The sequence below is a fragment of the Undibacterium sp. GW821-FHT07F11 genome (genome assembly GCF_059418665.1).
Genome location: NZ_JBWKQH010000002.1, coordinates 521,540 through 544,921, shown reverse-complemented (window position 1 = coordinate 544,921; position 23,382 = coordinate 521,540). Strand labels below are relative to the sequence as shown.

The 23,382-nt window shown below is 50.8% G+C and carries 19 protein-coding genes and 2 tRNA genes; 9 read left to right on the top strand and 12 right to left on the bottom strand.

The window, feature by feature from the left end:
• Window positions 1-136 precede the first annotated feature (136 nt).
• Window positions 137-1,429 (top strand): phosphate regulon sensor histidine kinase PhoR, encoded by a 1,293-nt coding sequence (gene phoR, locus AC07OI_RS06295; protein ID WP_495256608.1) that lies wholly within the window; start codon window positions 137-139, stop codon window positions 1,427-1,429.
• Window positions 1,430-1,487: 58 nt separating this feature from the next.
• Here the strand turns inward: phoR and AC07OI_RS06290 are convergent, their stop codons facing one another.
• The 5 genes from AC07OI_RS06290 to AC07OI_RS06270 all read right to left on the bottom strand — a co-directional run bounded on the left by AC07OI_RS06290 (window position 1,488) and on the right by AC07OI_RS06270 (window position 7,571).
• Window positions 1,488-1,727, bottom strand: a complete 240-nt coding sequence (locus AC07OI_RS06290) for a pentapeptide repeat-containing protein (protein WP_492702665.1) — start codon at window positions 1,725-1,727, stop codon at window positions 1,488-1,490.
• 77 nt (window positions 1,728-1,804) lie between these two features.
• Window positions 1,805-3,637: an aminopeptidase P family protein gene (locus AC07OI_RS06285; RefSeq protein WP_495256607.1), complete on the bottom strand. Its 1,833-nt coding sequence runs from the start codon at window positions 3,635-3,637 to the stop codon at window positions 1,805-1,807.
• Window positions 3,638-3,823: 186 nt separating this feature from the next.
• Window positions 3,824-4,303: a GNAT family N-acetyltransferase gene (locus AC07OI_RS06280; RefSeq protein ID WP_492702667.1), complete on the bottom strand. Its 480-nt coding sequence runs from the start codon at window positions 4,301-4,303 to the stop codon at window positions 3,824-3,826.
• Between the two features lie 17 nt (window positions 4,304-4,320).
• On the bottom strand, window positions 4,321-6,381 hold the full coding sequence (metG, locus tag AC07OI_RS06275; RefSeq protein ID WP_495256606.1) for a methionine--tRNA ligase: 2,061 nt from the start codon (window positions 6,379-6,381) through the stop codon (window positions 4,321-4,323).
• A 128-nt stretch (window positions 6,382-6,509) separates the two neighbouring features.
• Entirely contained in the window at window positions 6,510-7,571 is a 1,062-nt protein-coding gene (locus AC07OI_RS06270) for a hypothetical protein (RefSeq protein ID WP_495256605.1), read from the bottom strand.
• A 262-nt stretch (window positions 7,572-7,833) separates the two neighbouring features.
• On the opposite strand from AC07OI_RS06270, the gene AC07OI_RS06265 reads away from it, so the two are divergent.
• From AC07OI_RS06265 to AC07OI_RS06250, 4 genes are all read left to right on the top strand, one after another.
• Entirely contained in the window at window positions 7,834-8,715 is an 882-nt protein-coding gene (locus AC07OI_RS06265; RefSeq protein ID WP_495256604.1) for a DUF2167 domain-containing protein, read from the top strand.
• A 41-nt stretch (window positions 8,716-8,756) separates the two neighbouring features.
• The gene (locus tag AC07OI_RS06260; RefSeq protein ID WP_492702671.1) at window positions 8,757-9,488 is read left to right on the top strand and encodes a site-2 protease family protein; all 732 of its coding nucleotides are present in this window, start codon (window positions 8,757-8,759) and stop codon (window positions 9,486-9,488) included.
• A gap of 445 nt (window positions 9,489-9,933) precedes the next feature.
• Window positions 9,934-11,271 carry a glucarate dehydratase gene (gene gudD, locus AC07OI_RS06255; RefSeq protein WP_495256603.1) on the top strand — a complete coding sequence of 446 codons (1,338 nt, stop codon included), beginning with the start codon at window positions 9,934-9,936 and terminating at the stop codon, window positions 11,269-11,271.
• 311 nt (window positions 11,272-11,582) lie between these two features.
• On the top strand, window positions 11,583-14,504 hold the full coding sequence (locus AC07OI_RS06250) for a DUF4982 domain-containing protein (protein ID WP_495256602.1): 2,922 nt from the start codon (window positions 11,583-11,585) through the stop codon (window positions 14,502-14,504).
• Window positions 14,505-14,572: 68 nt separating this feature from the next.
• On the opposite strand, the gene AC07OI_RS06245 is transcribed toward AC07OI_RS06250, so the two are convergent.
• The 4 genes from AC07OI_RS06245 to AC07OI_RS06230 all read right to left on the bottom strand — a co-directional run bounded on the left by AC07OI_RS06245 (window position 14,573) and on the right by AC07OI_RS06230 (window position 17,449).
• The gene (locus AC07OI_RS06245; protein WP_495256601.1) at window positions 14,573-15,046 is read right to left on the bottom strand and encodes a DUF2269 family protein; all 474 of its coding nucleotides are present in this window, start codon (window positions 15,044-15,046) and stop codon (window positions 14,573-14,575) included.
• Window positions 15,043-16,359, bottom strand: a complete 1,317-nt coding sequence (locus AC07OI_RS06240) for an SDR family oxidoreductase (protein ID WP_495256600.1) — start codon at window positions 16,357-16,359, stop codon at window positions 15,043-15,045. Before AC07OI_RS06240 ends, AC07OI_RS06245 begins: the two co-directional genes overlap by 4 nt.
• 8 nt (window positions 16,360-16,367) lie before the next feature.
• Window positions 16,368-16,805, bottom strand: coding sequence for a thiol-disulfide oxidoreductase DCC family protein (locus tag AC07OI_RS06235; RefSeq protein WP_495256599.1), 438 nt, complete (start codon window positions 16,803-16,805; stop codon window positions 16,368-16,370).
• Window positions 16,806-16,915: 110 nt separating this feature from the next.
• The gene (locus tag AC07OI_RS06230; protein ID WP_110254021.1) at window positions 16,916-17,449 is read right to left on the bottom strand and encodes a GbsR/MarR family transcriptional regulator; all 534 of its coding nucleotides are present in this window, start codon (window positions 17,447-17,449) and stop codon (window positions 16,916-16,918) included.
• A 307-nt stretch (window positions 17,450-17,756) separates the two neighbouring features.
• Here AC07OI_RS06230 and AC07OI_RS06225 point away from each other — a divergent pair, with 307 nt between their 5' ends.
• Both AC07OI_RS06225 and AC07OI_RS06220 read left to right on the top strand, forming a co-directional pair.
• Window positions 17,757-18,356 (top strand): DUF924 family protein, encoded by a 600-nt coding sequence (locus AC07OI_RS06225; RefSeq protein ID WP_495256598.1) that lies wholly within the window; start codon window positions 17,757-17,759, stop codon window positions 18,354-18,356.
• A 35-nt stretch (window positions 18,357-18,391) separates the two neighbouring features.
• On the top strand, window positions 18,392-19,912 hold the full coding sequence (locus AC07OI_RS06220) for a phage tail sheath family protein (protein WP_495256597.1): 1,521 nt from the start codon (window positions 18,392-18,394) through the stop codon (window positions 19,910-19,912).
• A gap of 51 nt (window positions 19,913-19,963) precedes the next feature.
• Here the strand turns inward: AC07OI_RS06220 and AC07OI_RS06215 are convergent, their stop codons facing one another.
• The gene (locus AC07OI_RS06215) at window positions 19,964-20,656 is read right to left on the bottom strand and encodes a methylamine utilization protein (RefSeq protein ID WP_495256596.1); all 693 of its coding nucleotides are present in this window, start codon (window positions 20,654-20,656) and stop codon (window positions 19,964-19,966) included.
• A 183-nt stretch (window positions 20,657-20,839) separates the two neighbouring features.
• Here AC07OI_RS06215 and apbC point away from each other — a divergent pair, with 183 nt between their 5' ends.
• On the top strand, window positions 20,840-21,928 hold the full coding sequence (gene apbC, locus AC07OI_RS06210; RefSeq protein ID WP_495256595.1) for an iron-sulfur cluster carrier protein ApbC: 1,089 nt from the start codon (window positions 20,840-20,842) through the stop codon (window positions 21,926-21,928).
• A gap of 13 nt (window positions 21,929-21,941) precedes the next feature.
• Entirely contained in the window at window positions 21,942-23,048 is a 1,107-nt protein-coding gene (gene ribD / locus AC07OI_RS06205; RefSeq protein ID WP_495256594.1) for a bifunctional diaminohydroxyphosphoribosylaminopyrimidine deaminase/5-amino-6-(5-phosphoribosylamino)uracil reductase RibD, read from the top strand.
• 74 nt (window positions 23,049-23,122) lie between these two features.
• On the opposite strand, the gene AC07OI_RS06200 is transcribed toward ribD, so the two are convergent.
• Window positions 23,123-23,199: transfer RNA gene (locus AC07OI_RS06200), tRNA-Pro, on the bottom strand.
• A gap of 104 nt (window positions 23,200-23,303) precedes the next feature.
• A tRNA-Pro gene (locus AC07OI_RS06195) sits at window positions 23,304-23,380 on the bottom strand.
• Window positions 23,381-23,382 lie beyond the last annotated feature (2 nt).

Genomic DNA, 23,382 nt, shown 5'->3' with positions numbered 1-23,382 from the left:
CACCTGTATGCAGTGTGGCATGGCTTTTCCTGTTTGGGAATTGACTGCAAACATTGCTCACTGATATCAGCAAAACCTATATCATTACATTTGCGCATTATATTTCAAGCAATAAAGAGGACCCTCAGGACACACTATGTCTCCACGCCTTATTTTCTGGATTTCTGCATTTGTACGTATCTTCCTGGTTCTCATGGGAGCCGCATCTGCTATCTATCTGTGGGGGCCTGTGACAGGTTTGGTATTGGGATTGATCGGTATGGTCACCCTGTTTTGTGTCCAGCTATTTTATTTGCAGCGCCTGGCTGACTGGCTGGACAATCCTAACAGCTCACGTTTGCCTGATGGCTGGGGTGCCTGGACTGACATATTTTCACGCCTGTATAAATTGCGCCGTGATGATGAAAAGAACCAGGCTGAACTGGCAGAGTGGCTGGCACGTTTTCGCCAGGCAATGACGCTTTTGCCTGATGGCGTTGTCATTATGGATGATGTATTGTTTCTGGAATGGTGCAACCCGGCAGCGGAAAGCCATCTGGGCCTGAGCCATGCGCAGGACAAGGGCATGCGCGTGACCAACCTGGTACGCAGCCCTGAATTCATGGATTACATTATCCTCGGACGTTATGAAACACCCTTGACGCTGTCCTTCCGTGACCGCAAGCTGATTGCCCATATCATCCCGTTTGAAAACCGCCGTCAGATTCTGGTGACCCATGATGTGACTGAATCAGAACGCATAGACATGATGCGGCGCGACTTTATTGCCAATGCCTCGCATGAGCTGCGCACACCGCTGACTGTCATCAATGGTTTCCTGGAAATTGCTTCCATGCAGGGTGACCTGGATAACCAGACCCGCAATATGCATCTGAAACTGATGACAGAGCAGGGTGAGCGCATGCAGCGTCTGGTAGAAGACATGCTGACCCTGACCAGACTGGAGTCCGTTGATTATCCGCCGCGGCCTGAGCGTATCAGCATGCAGGGTTTGCTGGAGCAGATCATGCAGGAAGCGCATGCACTGTCTGCTGGCAAGCACAAGATCACGCTGGAATGTACAGGCCCGGACATCCGTGGCAGTAATGATGAAATACGCAGTGCACTGACCAATCTGGTGACAAATGCGATCCGTTATACGCCTGAAAACGGCAACATCAAGATCAGCTGGATAGATACTGCGAATGGCCCCAAATTTGCGGTGCAGGACGATGGCATAGGTATTAGTGCCGAACATATCTCGCGCCTGACTGAACGCTTTTACCGCGTCGATAAAAGCCGTTCCCGCGAAACCCAGGGGACTGGTCTGGGCCTGGCGATTGTCAAGCATGTGCTGCTCAGGCACAAGGCGAATTTGTTGATCGAATCTACGCCGGATGTGGGTAGTAAATTCTGTGTGCAGTTTCCGGGTTCTGTAGTTAGTGTATAAAACCAGTACATAAAAAAGCAGGGCCCTAAAATAAGAAAAGCCGCTTATGCGGCTTTTCTTATTGTTGACCTTGCTGATACACGCGTAGCAGCTCGGAAACCAAAATGCCATTGATTTTCATGCCACTAAGTTCACTGCTCTCTATGAGCACATCTTTGAATGAGATATCGGCGAACCGACAGCCTTCCATATCAACACTACGGAAATTACTGCCGCGTAGCTGTACCTGGCCGAAGTTGGAGCCAGTCAAATCCATATTATGAAAATTCCTGCCCTGCAAAAGTTTGCTGTCTTCCATCGCTTGCCTCTTTACATTGAAATTGATGATCACCCACTGCCGTGACAGTGAGCAGGTAAGAATGTCAGCCGTTTAGATTAATTGGCTGAACGCAGCAGGGCTTGGGTTCTTTCCTTCAGCCATTCCAGTGCAGCACCGCTGACACGTGGCGACAGGCGCTGCAAGACTGTAGTATGGTAATCATTGAGCCATTTAATTTCGTCTTCGCGCATTAATTCTATAGTGATGCAGCGAGTGTCTATAGGACAGAGTGTCAGGGTTTCAAATTCCAGGTACTCACCAAATTCGGTTTGCAAGGCAGGCACGTTCAACAGCAGATTTTCTATGCGCACGCCCCATTTGCCAGGGCGGTAGATGCCCGGCTCATTGGATGTGATCATGCCAGGTTCCATCGCCATATGCGCTTCTGCTATTGCGGGGGAAATGCTCTGCGGGCCTTCATGCACATTCAGGAAATAGCCTACGCCGTGACCAGTGCCGTGACCATAGTTAACGCCGTCGGCCCAGATAGGCGCGCGCGCTACCGTGTCAAGCATGGGTGACAGCGTGCCACGTGGGTAACGCATTTGCGAAAGATTGATCATACCCTTCAATACCAGGGTGAAATCACGCTTTTGCGCTTCTGATACCTGGCCTACAGGAACGACGCGGGTAATGTCCGTCGTACCATTCAGGTACTGACCACCAGAGTCGATGAGCAGCAGGCCATCACCTTCGATGACGGAGTGCGATTCTTTGGTTGCACGGTAATGTGGCATGGCACCGTTGGCATTGAAGCCAGCGATGGTATTAAAACTGGGTGAAACAAAGTGCGGCTGGCGGGCACGGGCAGCGCAGATTTCTTCGTCTATGGTCAGCTCAGTGATGCGTTGCTTACCTAATGCACCTTCCAGCCAGGTGAAGAATTCACACAGCGCTGCACCATCCTGTTCCATGGCTTCACGAACAAACTGCGCTTCTTCTGCCGTCTTGCGGGATTTGGCAAATACAGATGGGTTGATGGCTTCGATGACTGTGACGCTTGTCGGGATACTTTGGCGGAAACCATAAGTGATCCTGCGCGGGTCTATCATGATGCTGCTATCTGCAGGCAGGGCTGCCAGTGCGGACGCTGCTTCGCTATAGTCTGCCAGGTTAACGCCATCTTTTGCCAATATGGCTGCCAGTTCTGCCGGGACTTTTCCTTCGGATACAAACAGTTTTGCCTCAGTCTGGCTGATCAGGGCATGGCCAACAAATACCGGGTTATAGCTGACGTCTGCACCGCGCAAATTGAAAGTCCAGGCCAGGTCATCGACCGTGGAAACAAAATGCCAGTCTGCGTTTTTGCTACGCATCTGCTCGCGTATCATCGCCAGTTTGTTGGCGCGGGCGACTACGGCATACGGTGCTGCATGTTCATAGATGGCAGCCTGCGGCAAGCTGGGGCGTTCGTCCCACACTTTATCCAAAAGATCGTGGCTGGTATTGAATGTGATGCTCTTGCTTTGCAAAGCCTGCTCCAGTGCCCTGGCAGTTGCCAACCCCAATACAGCGCCATCTACGCCAACAGTTTGCCCCGCCTGCAGATTGCTGGCCAGCCAGTCTATGTACAAAGTAGCTGCTGCCGAGGCGATTTTCATCATCTTGATGCCAGTCGGTGCCAGTTCTACCTCTGCCGAACTCCAGTAGCGGCTGTCTACCCATAGGCCTGCGAAATCAGCAGTAACGATCAGCGTACCTACCGAACCAGTAAAACCAGAGAAATAGCTGCGGCCCTGCCAGCGATCAGGCAAATACTCTGACAGATGCGGGTCGGAAGATGGCACGATGTAGGCATCTAGCCCCTGTGCCTGCATGGCAGCGCGTAATTGCACCAGGCGGGCAGGGATGGGAGATGTGATGGCGGAAGGGCTAATGGGGCTGTTCATGGATGTACTTCCAAAGCAGGATAGACAGGAGTGAGGATAAGTTTAATACGAAGGCACTGTAAATACAGGTCGAGTTTGGCTGCATTGCTTAAGTTGTTGCTTAAATTCTAGCACTCGTCTGGATGAACAAAACCGTAGAGGAGTATACCTAAAATATATTAGATATGAGCAAGTGTGCCGATTTCTTTAGTTTTTCAGGAATCGCCGCATAACATGCGGGGCAGGCTCATTCGGATTGGCGTGGGAATATTCAAGCTCGGGCGCGAGTTCAAACTCGAATGCGGCATACAAGTCCAGCAGACGGGGCTGGTCGCTACGCACTCCCAGACGTAATTCTTCTATGCCGGATGCCTGGGCCGCATGAATGACGGCTTCCAGCAAATGCTGGGACAGGGCTTCACCCCGAAAAGCGGGCAAGACCCCCATGCGCAGCATTTCCCAGCAATTATTTTCTGTATCCAGCGGCAGCCAGCGTACCGAGCCCACTGGTTCATCATCCAGTAACAGGACAAAGCCGCCACCCTGCATTAAATCATTGCAGACGCGCTCACTGCTTTCATGGTGGCCGCTGGAGGTAGCGGCCACCTTGTCAGTCCAGCAAGTGCGGGTCAGATGCGCGATGAGTTGCGCATCTTCGATAGCAGCTTCACGGACAACAATATTCATACGTTGCTGGCAAGATATTAACGGACACGCATGCCAGGCTGTGCACCAGGCCAGGCTTCCAGTATATACAGACCTGGGTTAGCCTTTTCATCTGCAGCCGATGCTGCCAATACCATGCCTTCTGACATGCCAAACTTCATCTTGCGCGGTGCCAGATTCGCCACCATGACGGTGAATTTGCCTATCAGTTGTTCTGGCTGGTAAGCTGATTTGATGCCTGAGAACACATTGCGGGTGCGGCCTTCGCCCACGTCCAGCGTCAGGCGCAAGAGTTTGTCTGAACCCTCTACATGTTCGCAATTGACGATCTTGGCTATGCGCAGATCGACCTTGGCAAAATCATCAATCTTGATTTCTTCGGCCAGTGGTTCGATGTCAGAAGCTGCAACTTCTGCAGTTTCAGAGGCAACTGCGGTCACTGGCGCTGGTGCATCAAACAAGTCGTCAAATATCTTCAAATCTACCCTTTGCATCAAATGCGTGTAAGGATTGATTTTGTGCAGATGTGGCAACGGCGTAGCAACATCTGCCCATTGCAACGGGGCGATATTCAATTGTGTTTCTACCTGTGCTGCCAGTTGCGGCAAGACCGGTTTCAGGAAGATGGTCAGGATGCGGAAAGCTTCCAGCAAGCGGCTGCACACTTCCTGCAGCTTGGCATCGTTCTCTGGCTTTTTCGCCAGTTCCCAAGGCTTGTTGGAATCGACATAGGCATTCACCAGATCAGCCTGTTCCATCGCCGCACGCAGGGCTTTGCCGTATTCACGTGCTTCAAACAATGCCTGGATTTCTGGCGCAACATTACGCAGATTATTCAGGAAGGCATCATCTGTCGTCGCCCAGTCAGTAGCCACCACACCATCAAAACGCTTGCTGATGAAACCGGCAGCGCGGCTGGCGATGTTGATGTATTTGCCGATCAGGTCAGAATTCACACGCGCAACGAAGTCTTCCGGATTCATGTCCAGATCTTCAACCTTGGCATTCAGTTTGGCGGCGAAGTAATAACGCAGCCATTCAGGGTTCATGCCGATTTCCAGATAGCGCAGTGGTGAAATGCCCGTGCCACGTGACTTGGACATTTTTTCGCCAGAGACAGTCACAAAACCATGGGCATACACATTGTCTGGTGTTTTATAACCAGAGAACTTCAGCATCGCTGGCCAGAACAGGGTATGGAAATAGGTAATATCCTTGCCTATGAAATGAATTTGCTCGGTCGTCGGGTCAGCCATGAAGGCATCGTAATCACGCCCCGTCTTGCCGAAGTAGTTTTTCAGCGAAGCCAGGTAACCCACTGGCGCATCCAGCCAGACATAGAAATATTTGCCCGGTTGGTCAGGAATTTCGATACCAAAATAAGGCGCATCGCGGCTGATATCCCAGTCGCCCAGGCCGCCTTCACCTTCCAGCCATTCCTTGCATTTGTTTGCCACTTCAGACTGCAGGCGATTGTCTTTCAAGGCCCAGCCGCGCAAGAATTCCACGCATTTTTCATCAGACAGTTTAAAGAAGAAATGCTCAGATGACTTCATGATCGGTGTTGCACCGGTCAGGACGGAATAGGGATTCTTCAATTCTGTAGGCGCATACACGGCACTGCAGACTTCGCAGGAATCGCCATACTGGTCCTTGGCACCGCATTTAGGACATTCGCCCTTGATGTAACGGTCAGGCAGGAACATGTTTTTGACCGGGTCAAAAAACTGTTCTATGGTTTTGCTGGTGATAAAGCCGGCAGACTTCAGTTTGCGATAGATGTCCTGCGACAACTGATGGTTTTCTTCACCATCAGTTGAATGCCAGTTGTCAAACTGAATATGGAAACCATCGAGGTATTGTTTGCGTCCGGCAGCGATCTGCGCCACAAAAGCTTGAGGCGTGATACCCGCTTTCTCAGCCGCGATCATGATAGGTGCACCGTGTGCATCATCCGCGCCGACGAAATGTACCTCGTGACCCGACATTCGCTGATGCCTTACCCAGATGTCAGCCTGGATATATTCCATGATGTGACCAAGGTGGAAGGGCGCATTAGCGTACGGCAGGGCAGTGGTAACAAACAGCTTACGGGTCATGGTTGATGCACTTTTTATGAACGGACAAGAGCATTATTCTAACAGCGAATGCACATATTGCAGCCGCTATGCCCTGATCCGAGGGGATAGTAAGGGGATTTTCGTATTGTTTTGCCAATGGATGCTGTTCAAACTACCCAGGCACCATTCCTGTAGACAACTTCATCATCCAGTTTTACCGCTTCGGTAACGGCGAAGACATCAACATGATGGCGGCCTTCACCGCGCTTGATATGCGGTTTGGCATAGCTGCCATGCTTGGCGCCCAGGGACAAATGGACGCCACACATGCGCTCATATGTGCCTATATCGCGTACGGTCTTGTCCTTGGAAAAAGCCTTGTTCATGCCAAAACCCAGTTCGCGCACCCAGACCACGCTGTCGTCCGCCCTGATATTGGCCAGCACCTGATCAAAGTCAGGCGTGGAATTGATGGTATCCGTGACCTGGCCTTTTTCCACGACCAGAGTGATCGGCTGTGTCGGACGATTGACGGTAAATGTCGTATCGCCAAAAGCAAAGATGCGGATTTGACCATATACATCTTCAAGCGCTACCGATTCTGTGAACACTTCACCTATGGGAAATTGACCGCCGACATTATTCATCTGGCGATAGTCGCCGACATTGAGTTTGGCTGGTTCAAAGCGGCCGCTGAAGATCAGTTCGGCACCGCCACTATCAACGACGCCACCGCTGGCGCTATCGATTTTTTGTTTGAGCGCATTGCCAGTACCGCGATAGTAGTTGGCATCGTAAGCCAGCGACTCTATGTAATACAGGTTTTCGTCACCTTCCATGCGTGCAAGATGAGGATGTTCTATCACTTTCAAGCCGCGCTTGAATAATTCCACCCGTAGTCTGTAAGCTTCGAGGCGAAAATTGGTTGACTGTACCAGTACTGCCAGATCAGATGCCTGCAAAGCATTCAAGGTCGATAAAATCAGCTCAGGTGTCTCTGCATCAAAATCGATAAAGCGCGCATTGGGCAAGCAAGCACGATAAGCATTGGTCAGTGCCACCGCCAGAGGGCTGCGCTGGTCGTACACGACCACAGCCTGATGCTGATCAGTATGTTCAAAGGCCAGTTGCAGAACGTCGCGCAGATGTTGCTCTGCCATTGCTACTGCAGATGCGGGCAAGTGGTCCAGTGTGTGATCTGTATCGGTATTGCTTGTGGAGGTGGTCATGATTCTGCCGGTGCTTGTTCTTTGCCAGGGATGGTAAGCACTTTTATCTGTGTGGTAAGCCTGAGCTGGGGACGCTATTTTAGCGCCTAATACCTTAGTATGGATTTGATTTAGCCCATGTTTCAAGGCATTATGCTTAACTTTATGGAAATAAAGTGTATATAAAATCACAAAAACCATAAATTAATTGTGCACAATAAATGATAGTCAAATGCCTGATGGCATATTGCTCATCAAAAATATAAATTTATAGGGAATGAAAATGATCGCCAAGCAGTTTTTAAAGTGGGTAATAGCCTTTTTTGTCGCAGTCTTTAGCCATTTTGCTTATGCGCAAAATGCAGCAACTGAGGCAGAGGTCAAGGCAGCATTCGATGAAGCAAAAAAAGTCATGCAGGCTGGCCCTGCCGAAGTCAAAATGATAGATCAGGCTGTATTGAAAGTACCTGCCGGCCAAATATTCATTCCCATGCCTCAGGCGGGCCGCATCATGCGTGCCATGGGCAATTCTTCTGATCCCAGCTTGCTTGGTGCCATTTTTCCCGAAGATGGTAACTGGATGATCGTGGCGCGTTATGAAAAAGCAGGCTATATCAAAGATGATGATGCCAAAGACTGGAATGCCGACGACTTGTTGACGAGTCTGAAGGAAGGTACGGAAGAGGGCAATAAAGAGCGTCGTCAGCGCGGCATCCCGGAAATGCAACTCGTGGGCTGGGCTGAGAAGCCTAATTATGAAGCGGCAACGCATAGGCTGGTATGGTCAGCGATTACCAAAGACAAACAAGGCAGCAATGACAGCCAGGGTGTTAATTACAATACTTACGCGCTGGGTCGTGAAGGCTATATCAGCATGAATCTGGTCACTGCATTGAACGATTTGCCACAACAAAAAGCCATCGCCAAGGATTTGCTGGGACATCTGGAATTTTCAGATGGCAAGCGTTACAGCGATTTCAATATCAGTACTGATAAAGTTGCTGAATATGGTTTGGCAGCGTTGGTGGCCGGTGTTGCAGCCAAGAAGCTGGGTTTGTTTGCCATCATCTTCGCTTTCTTTGCCAAGTTCGCCAAATTGGCGCTGATTGCCGTGGTAGGCTTGGGTGCATTGATAAGCAAGCTGTTTGGGCGCAAGAAAGCTTGAATTTTTAGTTATTTGAATTGCGGGCAAGGATAAAATAAAAAATGATGAAGTTGCTGCTCCTGCTGTTTTCCGGCGTCAAGTTTAGCAAGTTGCTGACCTCGGGCGGTACCATGATTATTTCTGTTGCACTCTATGCCTGGATATTTGGTTGGTGGTATGCCGTGGGATTTGTCTTGCTCATGTTCGTGCATGAAATGGGACATTTCATTGCTGCCCGCCAGCGTGGGCTGGATGTGGGCTTACCTACCTTCATCCCTTTTCTGGGTGCCTGGATAGAATTGAAAGACATGCCGCATGATGCAGAAACCGAGGCATATATTGGCCTCGGCGGGCCATTGGCAGGTACTGTCGGGGCTATCCTGTGTTATTTCCTGGCCCGTAATTACAATAGCGATTTATTGATGGCGGTAGCGTATTCAGGCTTCTTCTTGAACCTGTTCAATATGATACCGCTGTCCCCCTTTGATGGCGGGCGCATTACGGCCGTGCTGACGCCGCGGATCTGGTTTGTCGGCGTCCCCGTTTTGCTGGCTTTGTTTTACTACCGCCCAAGTCCCATGCTTATCATCATCGGTTTTCTGGCATGGCCACAATTGTGGCGCGCCTGGAAATACGATCCAGAGGCTGAAGAGAACAAGGCTTACTACAATATGTCTGCACAAGTACGTTTTACCTATGCGGCTTATTATCTGATTTTGCTGGGCTTCCTGGCTGTCATGACCAATGATGTGCATGAGATGGTGCAGGCGGCGCGCCAGGTGAAAGGGATGTAGTCCGATTGCCTTGCAAGTCTTGTGTCTGGCTTGCAGGGTTTTCTGATTGAAGGCGGGTCTTAATTTATTCGCCTGTTTCTACGCAGCCCTTGACCATAGTCTCGTTCCTATGCCTTAGCCGCTTGCACGCATTCACTTCTATCCCACCTCGCTTTTCAGCGCTGAAAAGATGGTATTTGTTGCGCTACCATTTCTCTTCCAAAATTCCAGGTAGAAAAGCAATTTCCCGCAATATCTCGCCATTTTTGCAAAAAAAATCATGAGTTTGATTGATATGGGAACTGCCTGATGACTAAGCCAGTTTCATAGCAGAAATAAGTAAAACCTCTCGTTTTTCGCATGGCTCTGTTGATAATGTTTAGCCTTGACGCTCATTATTGATAGCGCTACCATTTGTGCATCAATACTTCACTCAGCTTTGTCATTATTTTTGATGAAAAGAACCATGCCCATTCCTTCAAGTACGCCTGTCCTCGTCAATTTACAAGTTATCCCGGTTGCTGGTCATGACAGCATGCTGCTCAATCTCAGTGGTGCACATGGGCCATTTTTTACGCGCAATATCGTGATACTCAGCGATAGTCTGGGTAATACTGGTGTTGGTGAAGTGCCAGGTGGTGAAGCCATACGGCAGACCATACTTGATGCCCGTGATTTGCTGATAGGTAAAAGCATCGGTGATTATCAAGGCATACTGAACCGTGTGCGTGATGCCTTTGCACACAGGGATAGTGGCGGGCGTGGTAACCAGACTTTTGACTTGCGCATTGCTGTTCATGCCGTTACAGCACTCGAATCGGCCTTGCTGGATTTGCTGGGCAAATTCCTGGAAGTGCCAGTAGCTGCGCTGCTCGGTGAAGGACAACAGCGTACCGCTGTAAAAATGCTGGGCTATCTGTTTTTTGTTGGTGACCGCAGGCGTACTGAACTTCCTTACATCAGCAACCGCGACGCCGATGAGGACTGGTTGCGCTTGCGCCATGAAGAAGCCATGACACCACAAGCTATTGTGAAGCTGGCCGAAGCTGCCTATAAGCGTTACGGTTTTAATGATTTCAAACTCAAGGGCGGCGTCTTGCGTGGCGAAGATGAAATGGAAGCTGTCACTGCATTGGCAGAACGCTTTCCACAGGCGCGCATCACCATCGATCCTAATGGTGGCTGGTTACTGAATGATGCCATACGCCTGTGCCGTGACAAGGCGGATGTACTGGCTTATGCAGAAGACCCTTGTGGCGAAGAAGGAAGTTTTTCAGGGCGTGAAGTCATGGCCGAGTTCAAACGTGCAACGGGCTTGCCAACGGCAACCAATATGATCGCCACTGACTGGCGTGAACTTGATCATGCAGTGCGTTTGCAGGCAGTGGATATCCCATTGGCTGATCCACATTTCTGGACTATGCGCGGGGCGGTCAGGGTCGCGCAGTTGTGCCAGCAATGGGGGTTGACCTGGGGCTCGCATTCCAATAATCATTTCGATATTTCTCTGGCCATGTTCACCCATGTAGCCGCTGCGGCACCTGGTGAAATCACGCCAATTGATACCCACTGGATCTGGCAGGATGGCCAGCGGCTAGGCAGGCAGCCTTTGCAAATTATTGACGGCATGGTGCAGGTACCGCAAACGCCGGGACTGGGTGTGGAGCTGGACATGGCCGAAGTAGAGCGCGCGCATCGCCTGTATCGCAGCATGGGGCTGGGCGCACGGGATGATGCAGTGGCAATGCAATACCTGATACCTGGCTGGAAGTTTGACCGTAAAAAACCTTGCATGCTGAGATAAGGACCTGTTTACGATCTGTAGCGAGCGTCAGCGGGGTTAGGGTAACAAAAACGCAGCGCAAAAAGCGGAATGTACTCTAAGTACATGAGCATTTTGAGCAGCACATGAGCCCCGATCACGCTCGCGCAGTAAGATCATAAACAGGTTCTCAGACATTTTCCTGATCCATGTCCTGCGCTGGATTGCCTGGACTTCAACTATTTATGGGTACCTATTCCATGCGAACATCACGATTGCTGCGGGCACTGCGGCCATTTTTCAGCAGCTTCTTATTCCTGCTTATAGGTTTGTATGCAGGATTGCATACGGAGATGCTGCAAGCAACACAAACTAGTCCCGCTATCCTGGCGCGCAGCACCTATGACTTCAACCCTGGCTGGAAACTATTTGTCGGCGATGCACCAGGCGCAGCCAGCCCTGCATTTGATGATGCTAGCTGGAAGGCGGTTACTCTGCCACGCGCATGGAACGAAGATGAAGCCTTTAAAAAAGATATCGCTGATTTGTCGACTGGCATCGTCTGGTATCGCAAGCGTTTCAGTTTGCCTGCCAGTGCTTTGGCGGGCAAGGTCTTCCTTGAATTTGAAGGCGTGCGCCAGGCGGCAGAAATTTTTGTGAATGGCAAATCCCTTGCTTTGCATGAAAACGGCGTCATGGCCTTTGGCGTCGATATCAGCGAGGCCGTGACTGAGGGAGAAAACACGATTGCAGTGCGCACCGACAATGCCTGGGATTACCGTGAAAAAGCGACTAACCAGCGCTATCAATGGTCTAACAATAATTTCAATGCGAATTATGGTGGCATCCCCAAGAATATCCGCCTGCATCTGAGTGGCCGCCTGTACCAGACCTTGCCCTTATATTCCAATCTGGGTACTACCGGCACTTACATCTATGCGCAGGATTTTGATGTGGCTGGCAAGGCCGCCACGATTACTGCAGAGTCCCAGGTCAGGAATGAAACGAGGGTAGCCAGCAAGCTTGTCTATGAAGTTGTCATCACTGATCCAGATGGCAAAAAAGTCGCTGCATTTGCCAGCCCGGCCCTAACTATAGACGCTGGACAGACTGCGAATGTAAAAGCCGCAGCACGCGTAGGCAAACTGAATTTCTGGAGCTGGGGTTATGGCTATCTCTACGATGTCAGCACAACGCTGAAAGTGAATGGTCGCGCGGTGGATACCGTACACACCCGCACCGGTTTTCGCAAAACTGAATTTGCGAATGGTATGATCAAACTGAATGACCGTGTACTGCAAATGCACGGCTATGCACAACGTACTTCGAATGAATGGCCAGCAGTTGGCATGTCAGTGCCACCCTGGTTAAGCGACTATAGCAATCAGTTAATGGTAGAAAGCAATGGCAACCTGGTGCGCTGGATGCACGTGACACCGTGGAAGCAGGATGTGGAATCTGCCGACAGGGTCGGGCTGATACAAGCCATGCCAGCAGGTGACTCTGAAGCAGATGTCGATGGCCGTCGCTGGGAACAAAGGGTGGCATTGATGCGGGATGCGGTCATTTATAACCGCAATAATCCCAGCATTCTTTTCTATGAATCCGGCAACAAGGGTATCAGCGAAGCCCATATGCGCGAGATGAAAGCCATACGTGATCAGTATGACCCATATGGTGGGCGCGCTGCTGGCAGCCGGGAAATGCTGAATAGTCAGGTGGCAGAGTATGGCGGTGAAATGCTCTACATCAATAAGAGTGCCAGGCTGCCATTCTGGGCCATGGAATATTCGCGTGATGAAGGTCTGCGAAAATACTGGGATAACTACACTGCCCCGTATCACAAGGATGGTGACGGCCCTCTGCACAAAGGGCAGGATGCCAGCATCTATAACCGCAATCAGGATTCCCATGCCATAGAAGATGTGCAGCGCTGGTATGACTACTGGCGTGAGCGTCCGGGCACTGGCAAACGGGTCAGCAGCGGCGGCGTCAATATCGTTTTCTCTGACACCAATACCCACCATCGCGGCGCAGAAAATTATCGCCGCAGTGGTGAGGTAGATGCCATGCGCATCCCCAAAGACGGCTTCTATGCGCATCAAGTTATCTGGGATGGCTGGGTCGATGTTGAGCATCCGCGCATACATATTATTGGCCACTGGAATTACACGCCAGCGACCACCAAAGCAATCACGGTAATATCCAGCGCGGATGTAGTGGAATTGTTCCTGAATGGTAAATCCCTCGGCAAGGGTGAGCAGAGTTCGCGCTTCCTGTTCAGCTTCAAGGATGTGAATTGGCAGGCTGGCGAATTGCGTGCCGTTGGTTATGCCGCAGATGGCAAAAAGCTTTGTGAAACCGTATTGAAAACAGCAGGTGAGCCAGCTGCCTTGCGTTTGAACGTCAGGTCTGCACCAACGGGTTTGCGTGCCGATGGCGCAGATCTGGCGCTGGTGGAAGTCGAGGTGGTTGACGCAAACGGCCAGCGCAATCCTGTGGCATTGAACCTGGTTGATTTCAAACTGGATGGCCCGGCAGAATGGCGCGGTGGCATCGCGCAAGGTGAAAATAATTTCATCCTGTCTTCCAGTCTGCCAGTGGAGGGCGGTGTCAATCGCGTTTTGATACGCAGCACTACCCAGGCCGGGAAAATACGCCTGACAGCCACCGCTGTCGGCTTGAAATCAGCCAGCCTGGAAATTACCTCAATTCCGGTGAAAGTGAATGCCGGTCTGGGCACGCAATTGGCCAGTGCGCAATTGCCTTCCTACCTGGGACGTGGCCCGACGCCGGCTACAGCTTCATTCAAAGCATCACACCTGGCGATGGATATTGCAAAGGTCACAGCGGGTAGTAATGTCGATGCTGCAGCAAAGTCTTTTGATGACGATGAAACTACCGCCTGGCAGAGTGGCAGCCTGCCGGGTGAGGCATGGATAGCCTATGAACTGATGCGTCCCGCCACCCTGACAGAAGCAGTTTTCAAATTCACTGGCTGGCGCGAGCGCAGTTACCCCATACGTATCAGCGTCGATGGCAAGCTGGTGTATGAGGGATTGACACCCAAGAGCCTGGGTTATGTCAGCCTGCCTTTGAATGCTGTACAGGGACGTGTCGTCAAAGTGGAGTTGACCGGTATGGCAACGGACAGCGACAAGGCATTTGCCATGCAGGAGGTCGCTAATCAAAAGAATACGGATACTGGTGCCAAAGTCGTTGCCAAGGGCGCGTTGTCGATTATTGAGGCAGAATTCTATGAGGCGCTGCATTAAATGACGAGGAAAGCCAGTCTGTTGTTGCCAGCAGACTAGCTGTAGCTGTATTTAGCTGTCTCTGGTTATCAAAAGCTGGGCTTGTTCACCATCAAAAAGTACACACCTATCATGGCAATGAATGCAGGGTAGCCCAACCATTCCCATATCTTTGCATAGCGCCAGTACTGCTCTGGCAGCACAGTAGTGTTGTTGGCGTCCGCGACTTCGAGCATGGCTTTCATGCGTATTTGCAGCCACACCACGGGCAACCAGCAGGCACCGGCAAACAGATAGAGAACAAAGGACCACATGATCCAAGGCGTACTCAAGGGCCAGCCTGCCATGTGGACCATGGCAAAGCCAGTCAGGGGCTGGATAATTACGGCTGGCGTTGTAAAACACCAGTCAGCCAGTACGACCAGCCGCGCGACCACGACTTGCGCCTTGAATTGTTTACTGCGATTGGTAAAGAACATATAAAACGCCGAACCAAAACCGGTGCCAACCAGTAAGACAGAAGACAAGACGTGCAGGGTTTTAAGCAAGAGATAGGTATTCATTTTGTGTCTTTTCGTGCGTCTGTTTTATTGGCAAATAAATAAGCGAGTAATGCCAGTATGGGCAAGTTTTTCAAGACTGGACCAAAGGGATGTAAATAATACTCAGGCGAATAAATCGCAATGATGCCGCTATAGCCAACAATCAGGGCAATTTGCATCAACCACAAAACGCGCCTGGGCCAGAGCAGAGTAGCCAGACCCAGGCATAGGTCCAGAGTCGATGCGGCCATCAGCATGAACATCGCAGGTGCACCACTAAGACCCAAAGGCTGCAATAAAGCCAGACTGCCGGAGATGGGGTAAAGACCAAACGACACTGCGGCAGTGACAAACCAGACCAGGGCCAGCACATAGCGAAACAATGGCAGGCTCCAGCCTGCAATCGCGCTGCTGGCCAGCATGTTGGCAGGGATGCCAGTGAACCAGTCTTTATGCGATTTCGCTGGCCTGCTCAGATGCGCAGCAAAGTCGGTGGCGTCAGCGACATTGTCTTGCTCCAGCATGCGCAAGCTGTCTGGTGTCAGCACATTTTGCGGTAACAGCCTTGCTGCGCTGGCAGCCATGCGCATGAGGGGCATGGGGATAGAAAACATGCGTTGCTCAGGCATGTCCATGGCCAGGCGATAAGTTTCCAGCATGCGCCGGTAAGACATGGCTTGCGGGCCAACGGTATTCAAGATCATGCTGTGACGGTTTTCATCGGTGAGCCAGATGGCGATTGCTGCACACAAATCATCTACATGCACGGGTTGCAATTGTTGTTCACCACGACCTGGCAAACCAAGTACAGGCAGGCTGGCCATGCTGCGGAATAACTGGCTGCTGCCACCATCAATGCCAACCACCAAAGAAGGGCGCAGGATCAGATAGCTGAGGCCGCTGGCCATGAGCGCCTTGTCAGCAGCACGCTTGCTTTGCATATAGCCTGTCATGGCTTCTGGATGTTCAGTTTCGTTTGCAGCACCCAGAGCAGATATTTGAATGATGGATTTAACGCCGCATCTGGCTGCTGCATAAAACAAGGCAACAGGTGCGTCGCGATGAATGGCATCGAAACTTAGTTCTGTTGTTTCATTGAGTATGCCGACAGCATTGATGATGACATCAATTTGCCCAAGGCTGCGCAGACGTTTTTCCCAGATGGCAGGCTCGATATCATGCACATAATTGATCGCTATTTCTTGCGGATCAGTCAGGCGTTCTGGCAGTTTGGGTTTGCGTACGCCATGACATATTTCATGTCCTGCATCTTGCAGAGCCCGGCTGATATGGCGACCCAAAAAACCTTGGCCGCCGCAGATAAGAATTTTCATGATGAAGCTTATTTAATTGTGCATTTACCTTCTTTGCAGGCGCGGCTACGTTTTTCAGTGCGCCTGGCGGCAATGCGTATGATGGCACTTGCAAATACTTCAGAAACCCAGTGGCGATTTTTGGCGAAATACTCATAACCCCAATTGCAGATGGGTTTGAGCAGGGGCCAATTGCTGGCCGCAGTCAGCCAGCCCAGGCCTGCGGCGCGGTAGGAGAGGTGTATGACTTCTACCCCAGTCACCACTGTGCCGTCTGGTTTGATGCCATGGATGACGCGCATCACTTCTGCCAGATTCACACCATATTTTGCAGCATCAAAACCAGCTGCTGAAGCATCAACGAAATTTAATTTATTCAATTGATCACGTTCACGCAAGTTGTCCATTTCCAGCTTGCAGATAGGGCAGGAGGCATCATACAGCAGGGTCAGTGGATAGTCGCTCATTTCAGGTTCCCTCACTTTTTAACTTTTATTTCTGACATTTCTGTCTAAACAGAAATTTATCTTCAAAAAAAATGCGTGAGCATTTTTTTATGCGGCGATGGCTTGCACCACTATTGCTTGTCATCTCCGCGCACAAATTTTTGTACTGCCGCACCCATCTTCAAGAGCTTCATCAAGGTGTTCGGTTCCAGTCGCAGCATTTCATCGGTCCAGGTGGTGACGGTCTTCATCAGCGCCAGGGTCTCGGCAATACGTAATTGCGTGGCCTTGTCTTCCTGATCCAGATCAGGGCTATCCAGGCATTGCTGCAAGGTAGTGATGGTGGGATTGAATTCCCTTTCCTTGCGTTCACGTACTACTGTGCGGAACAATTCCCAGACATCCAGCGATGTTTCATAATGTGCCCTGCGGTCACCCATGACATGCGCGAGTTTCACCAGCTTCCAGTTTTGCAGCTCTTTCAGCGAATTTGATACGTTCGACCTTGCTACACCCAGCGTATCTGCAATTTCTTCTGCCTGCATGGGGCAGCCCACGATATACAGCAAGGCATGAATCTGGCTCACGGTACGGTTAACACCCCATAAGGTGCCCATTTCGCCCCAGTGCAGGATAAATTTTTGTTTGACGGGTGTAAGTTCCATGATCACAGTGTAGTTAATTCCCTTATTTCAGTCAAGACAGAAATAAAAGAATTATCAATTTCCTTAATCAAAAGATAAAATTGCCCATAATGAGGACTTACGCAAAATTGCCCCAGCAAGGCTATTGCTTTAGGAAACCTCCCTTGTAAGGGAGGTTCGTTTCGTCGGCAGGCAACATGTTGCCTCAATTCCCGACTGCACCGTAGCGACGAAGACAGTACTTTAAGTACGACTAGGAGCTGCAACGCAACTGGGGGCGGTTTTGCGTAAGTTTCAATAATAAGACTTAAATCTAAGAGGGGCATAGATGGATGATTTGCACGCCGTATTAAATTTCTGGTTTGGTCTGGATACCGATGATGCCAAAACCGCGCAATCCCAGGCCAAACTATGGTGGTCCAAGAGCGATGATCTGGATGCCGCCATCAGGGACGGTTTTGCCAACCTGACTGAGCAGGCCATGCAAAAGGAATTAACCGGTTGGGAAAACACAGCAGAGGGCCGACTGGCCCTGATCATTCTGTGCGACCAGTTCCCCCGGAATATGTACAGGAACACGCCAGAGTCATTCGCCTATGATGCGCAAGCCAGGGCTTATTGCGAAGCAGGCTTGCAAGCGCAGGCTGATCGCCAGTTGCGTCACATACAAAGAGTTTTCTTTTACCTGCCGCTGGAACATTCAGAATCGCTGATCGACCAGGAAAGGGCAGTGGCTTTATTTGATGCCTTGCGCCAGGAAGTGCCAGAAGGACAGCGAGAGCCTTTTGAAGGCTTTTATCAGTATGCCGTGAAGCATCGCGCAGTCATCCAGCGCTTTGGTCGCTTCCCGCACAGGAATGCGATTTTGGGACGGGCATCAACGGCCGAGGAAGTAAAGTTTTTATCTGAACCGGGTTCGTCTTTTTAAAAAGTGGCAGCAGATTACTACGGGGGTACTCGAACATGATTCAACAACTTGCAGCACCGGGTGTTTTCCTTACTGAAGTGGATGGTTTCTCGAGTTCAGTGGTGGCGGTACCTACCGGCATACCTGTCTTTGTGGGATATACAGCCAAGGCCGGTGGTGCAGGTAAGCCCGCATGCATTTCATCCCTGGATGAATACATCAGTATATTCGGTGGTGCGCCGCAGATAGCGTATGACTACGTGAGCAATACTCAGGCCACACCGCCATACCAGGCTAATAAAGCTGCACCAGCTTTCGACTTATATTTTGGCTTGCAATTGTTTTTCAATAATGGCGGCGGAGTTTGCTACATACTTTCTCTTGGTACTTATGACGAAGTAATTGCTGCGGGTACTTTTAACAAGGATGCTTATAACAATGCGTTGGCCATCGCTGCTGAATGTACAGAGGCAGATTTGCTGGTCATGCCAGATGCTGTGCACCTGAGCCTGGATGACTGGGCCAGTGTGTCGCAATTGGCATTGCAAAGCTGTGAACAATCGCAGCACCTCATGTGCATACTGGACGTACACAATGGTTATTTGCCTGCAGATGGCAGTGCGCAAGACCCCATCACAGGCGGTACAGGCAGCGGTGGCTTTTACAGGATTACGGGGCTGGGTGAGGAATTCAATCAATATGGCGTCAGTTATTATCCATGGCTGAATACGAATATCGTCAATATCAGTGACATCGATTACAGCTGGGTTTCAGCCAGTACCTTGCCTTTGCTGGTAGCAGATTTGAATGCAGAAGCACCGATTTTATTTCCTCCTGGTTCGCCAGGTATTTCTTCATCGAAATTGCAGGCTTACCTGAGTATCGTAGCCTTACTGACACAGGCAGCCGATGCAGTGGCCATTCGCCAGCGCCACCAGAGCCTGATGGCTGTCTCTCCACTGTATCAATCCTGCATCAAAAATATAGCGACCAGCGTCAATCTGTTGCCGCCTGCTGCTGCAATGGCAGGTGTGTATGCGCGTACTGATCATACCTTTGGTGTGTTTCAGCCACCAGCCAATACAACCATCATCAATACCATTTCTCCTGCGGTAATGATCGATGACCAGGAGCAAGCGGCTTTAAATGTGCCTTTGAATGGCATGGCTGTGAATGCCATACGTACGTTTCCCAACTACGGTTTGCTGGTCTGGGGAGCGCGCACTCTGGCAGGGAATAGTAACGACTGGCGCTATATCAATGTCCGACGCACCATGATCATGCTGGAGCAATCGATTAAAGCTGCTTTGCATGCCTATGCGTTTCAGGCCAATGATAGCCTGACCTGGAATAGTGTGAATGCCACAATCAGCAATTTCTTGAACGCTCTCTGGAGAGACGGCGCTCTGGTTGGCAGCAAGCCAACGGAGGCATATAGCGTTAGTGTCGGGCTGGGCAGCACCATGACCGGGCAAGACATACTGGATGGGGTAATGAATGTCTCAGTTTCAGTCGCGGTGGTGCACCCGGCAGAATTTATTGTCCTGACTTTCCGGCAGCAAATGCAAACTGGCTAACAAGATTGCGAATGCCCGTGACTATGCCGGGCATTTGTTCAATCATGGCAATCAGTCATAGCCAAATGTCGCCGTACCCTTGCTCAAATTGCGAGGTGCAGGCGGTGCTTTTGGTACGAAATTGAACTGGAATTTGACATTGCTGGGGCCTTCGTTTGCCACTTGCACAGTTTGCGCAAGCGGCTCACCAAACATATTCGGTGCCCATGCTTTGACTTCGTACTTGCCTGCTGGCAGATTGTTGAGGGCAACGCTACCCGATGCATCGGTTTTGGCAAAATAAGGTGTATCAACCACATAGATAAAGCCACGCATCCAGTCGTGGAAATGGCAGACCAGGGCAACTTCACCAGGTTTATCAAACAGGATAGGCGCAGGTTCTTCTTTCTTGTTATTCACGCGTAGTTCAAAAGTCTTGGCTGGGGAAAATGACTTCAGGTGATGCTCGTGATTGTCCTTGTTAGGAAATCGCACTTGTGTACCACTGCGTATGACGGTAAGGAAAGGGCTGAAAGCATAATTTTCTTGCGCCACTATGCTGGTTTCACCAGGTTTTTTCGCAGGCGAAGGCGTGTCCAGTGGTGTCGCGAACAGAACGGCGTTACCCATGGCCTGCCCGTTCTTGTCGGTCAAATGCCCGACCAGCAAACCAGCCTGGGCAGTCAGGGAGTAAGAAAGTAAACCCAGTGTAGACAATGAAAGGCAGAATTTGCTGCGAGAGTGGGGTTTTGCTTGAATTTGCATCAATTTCTCCTGATTTTCTTTGTAAAAAACAAATGGGCGCAGAACCATTATGCTTGAACTTCATTGGACGGGGAAGTTTGCGTCTCTTCAAATATGCCCACTTACAACAAGCCTGTCATCAAGGGTATTGCAGCCTGGATGCACAAATTGCGCTAGACTTGCAGGATATCTATGGAGAATTGCATGAGTATTACAGTTGACGACATTAAAGCCGTATTGGCAAAAGTGATAGACCCAAACACCACTAAGGACCTGATAACAAGCAAATCCGCCAAAAATATCAAGATAGAAGGCGCAGATGTGAGCCTGGATGTGGAGTTGGGTTACCCGGCCAAAAGCCAGTTTGAATTGATACGCGCTGCCGTTGTGGCAGCCATTGCAGCTTTGCCAGGCGTGGGCAAGGTTGCAGTCAATGTGACTTCAAAAATTATTGCCCATGCTGTGCAGCCGGGCATCAGGCTCATGCCTAACGTAAAGAATATTATTGCTGTAGCCTCAGGCAAGGGCGGGGTTGGCAAATCGACTACCGCCGCCAACCTGGCCCTGGCCCTGGCCGCTGAAGGGGCAACTGTTGGCATCCTGGATGCCGACATCTATGGCCCTTCGCAACCCATGATCATGGGCATCTCTGGCCGCCCTGAAACGGTCGATGGCAAAACCATGGAGCCGCTGGAAAACCATGGCCTCCAAGTATCTTCCATAGGTTTCATGATAGATCCTGACGAGCCCATGGTCTGGCGTGGGCCCCTCGTCACCCAGGCCTTGCAGCAATTGCTGGGGCAGACCAACTGGCGTGATCTGGATTACCTCATTGTCGATATGCCACCTGGTACGGGCGACGTACAACTGACCCTGTCGCAAAAGGTGCCGGTCACTGGTGCAGTCATCGTCACGACACCGCAAGATATCGCCTTGCTGGATGCGCGCAAGGGTCTCAAAATGTTTGAAAAAGTCGGCATTCCTATCCTGGGCATAGTCGAGAACATGAGCATCCATATCTGCTCTAACTGTGGCCATGCTGAGCATATTTTCGGCGAAGGTGGTGGTCAGAAAATGTGTGCAGACTTTGGTGTTGATTTCCTTGGCGGCCTGCCTTTGACAATGACGATACGCCAGCAAGCTGATTCAGGCACGCCTACAGTGGTTGCCGAGCCTGAAGGGAAAATTGCTGGCCTGTATAAAGATATCGCCCGCAAAGTCGCTATAAAGGTTGCTGAAAAAGCCAAGGACATGACAAGCAAGTTCCCCACTATCACCATACAAAATACCTGAGGTGCAGGCGAGTATGGACAAGCAGGCTGACTATGCTTACATGCAGCAGGCACTTGAGCTGGCTGGCCGCGCCACCATAGAAACTTCGCCTAACCCCAAAGTGGGTTGCGTGATCGTTCGCGATGGTCAGGTGCTGGGGCAGGGCTGGACACAGCCGGTAGGGCAGGCGCATGCAGAAGTGCAAGCGCTGCGCGATGCTGCTGCACAAGGCCATGACGTGCGTGGTGCCACTGCTTATGTCACGCTGGAGCCCTGCAGTCATTTTGGCCGTACGCCACCCTGCGCAAATGGTTTGCGTGATGCTGGCATCACACGCGTGGTTGCTGCCATGCAGGATGCCAATCCACAAGTAGCAGGGCGCGGCTTGAGTATCCTGCGGGAAGCAGGTGTCGAAGTTGAGTGTGGTACTTTTCCTGGTCTCGCCTTGCAAGCGCGGGAATTGAATATAGGTTTTTTCCAGCGCATGGAAACCGGCAAGCCCTGGATTCGGATGAAAGTTGCTGGCAGCCTCGATGGCGTCACGGCACTGGCGAACGGGCAAAGCCAGTGGATTACCGGGCCGGCGGCAAGGCAGGATGGCCATCACTGGCGTGCGCGTGCAGATGCAATTTTGACTGGCATAGGCACGGTGCTGGCAGATGACCCCATGCTGAATGTAAGGGGTGTGGACACACCGCGTCAGCCCAAAAAAATCATTGTCGATTCACATCTGCGCATCTCGCCGCAAGCCAAGGTGTTGCAAGGCGGCGCCTTGATCGTATGTGCTGTGCCTGATGCTGAAAAACAGGCGCAACTGGAGCAGGCGGGGGCAGAAGTAATTTGTCTGGCAGATGCGAATCAGCAAGTGGATTTACCAGCTCTGATGCAAGAATTGGGATGCAGGCAAATCAATGAATTGCATGTGGAAGCCGGGGCGACCCTGAATGGGGCATTGATCAGACAGGATTGCGTCAATGAATTATTGCTGTACCTGGCTCCCAAGCTTTTGGGGAGTGGGGCTGGTTTATTTAATTTGCCTGAATTGACCCATGTGGATCAGGCCAGGATTTTGCAATTTCATGAAGTCAGCCAGGTAGGTGAAGACTTGCGAGTGCTTGCCCGATTCAAGCAATCTGAGTGATCCGGAAAACCGAGTTGAAAAACTGAGGCGGAAAAGAAAAAAGGATCGTTGAATATTCAACGATCCTTTTTAAATGGTCGGAGTACAAGGATTCGAACCTTGGACCCCCTGCTCCCAAAGCAGGTGCGCTACCGGGCTGCGCTACACTCCGAAAAACTGGTCTGTCATTTATTTATTTTAGTCGATTCAGCTTAAATCAGCCACAATCTGAATCTGCTGAAATAAAAGGGATCGTCTGTGACGATCCCTAGAATTTGGTCGGAGTACAAGGATTCGAACCTTGGACCCCCTGCTCCCAAAGCAGGTGCGCTACCGGGCTGCGCTACACTCCGAA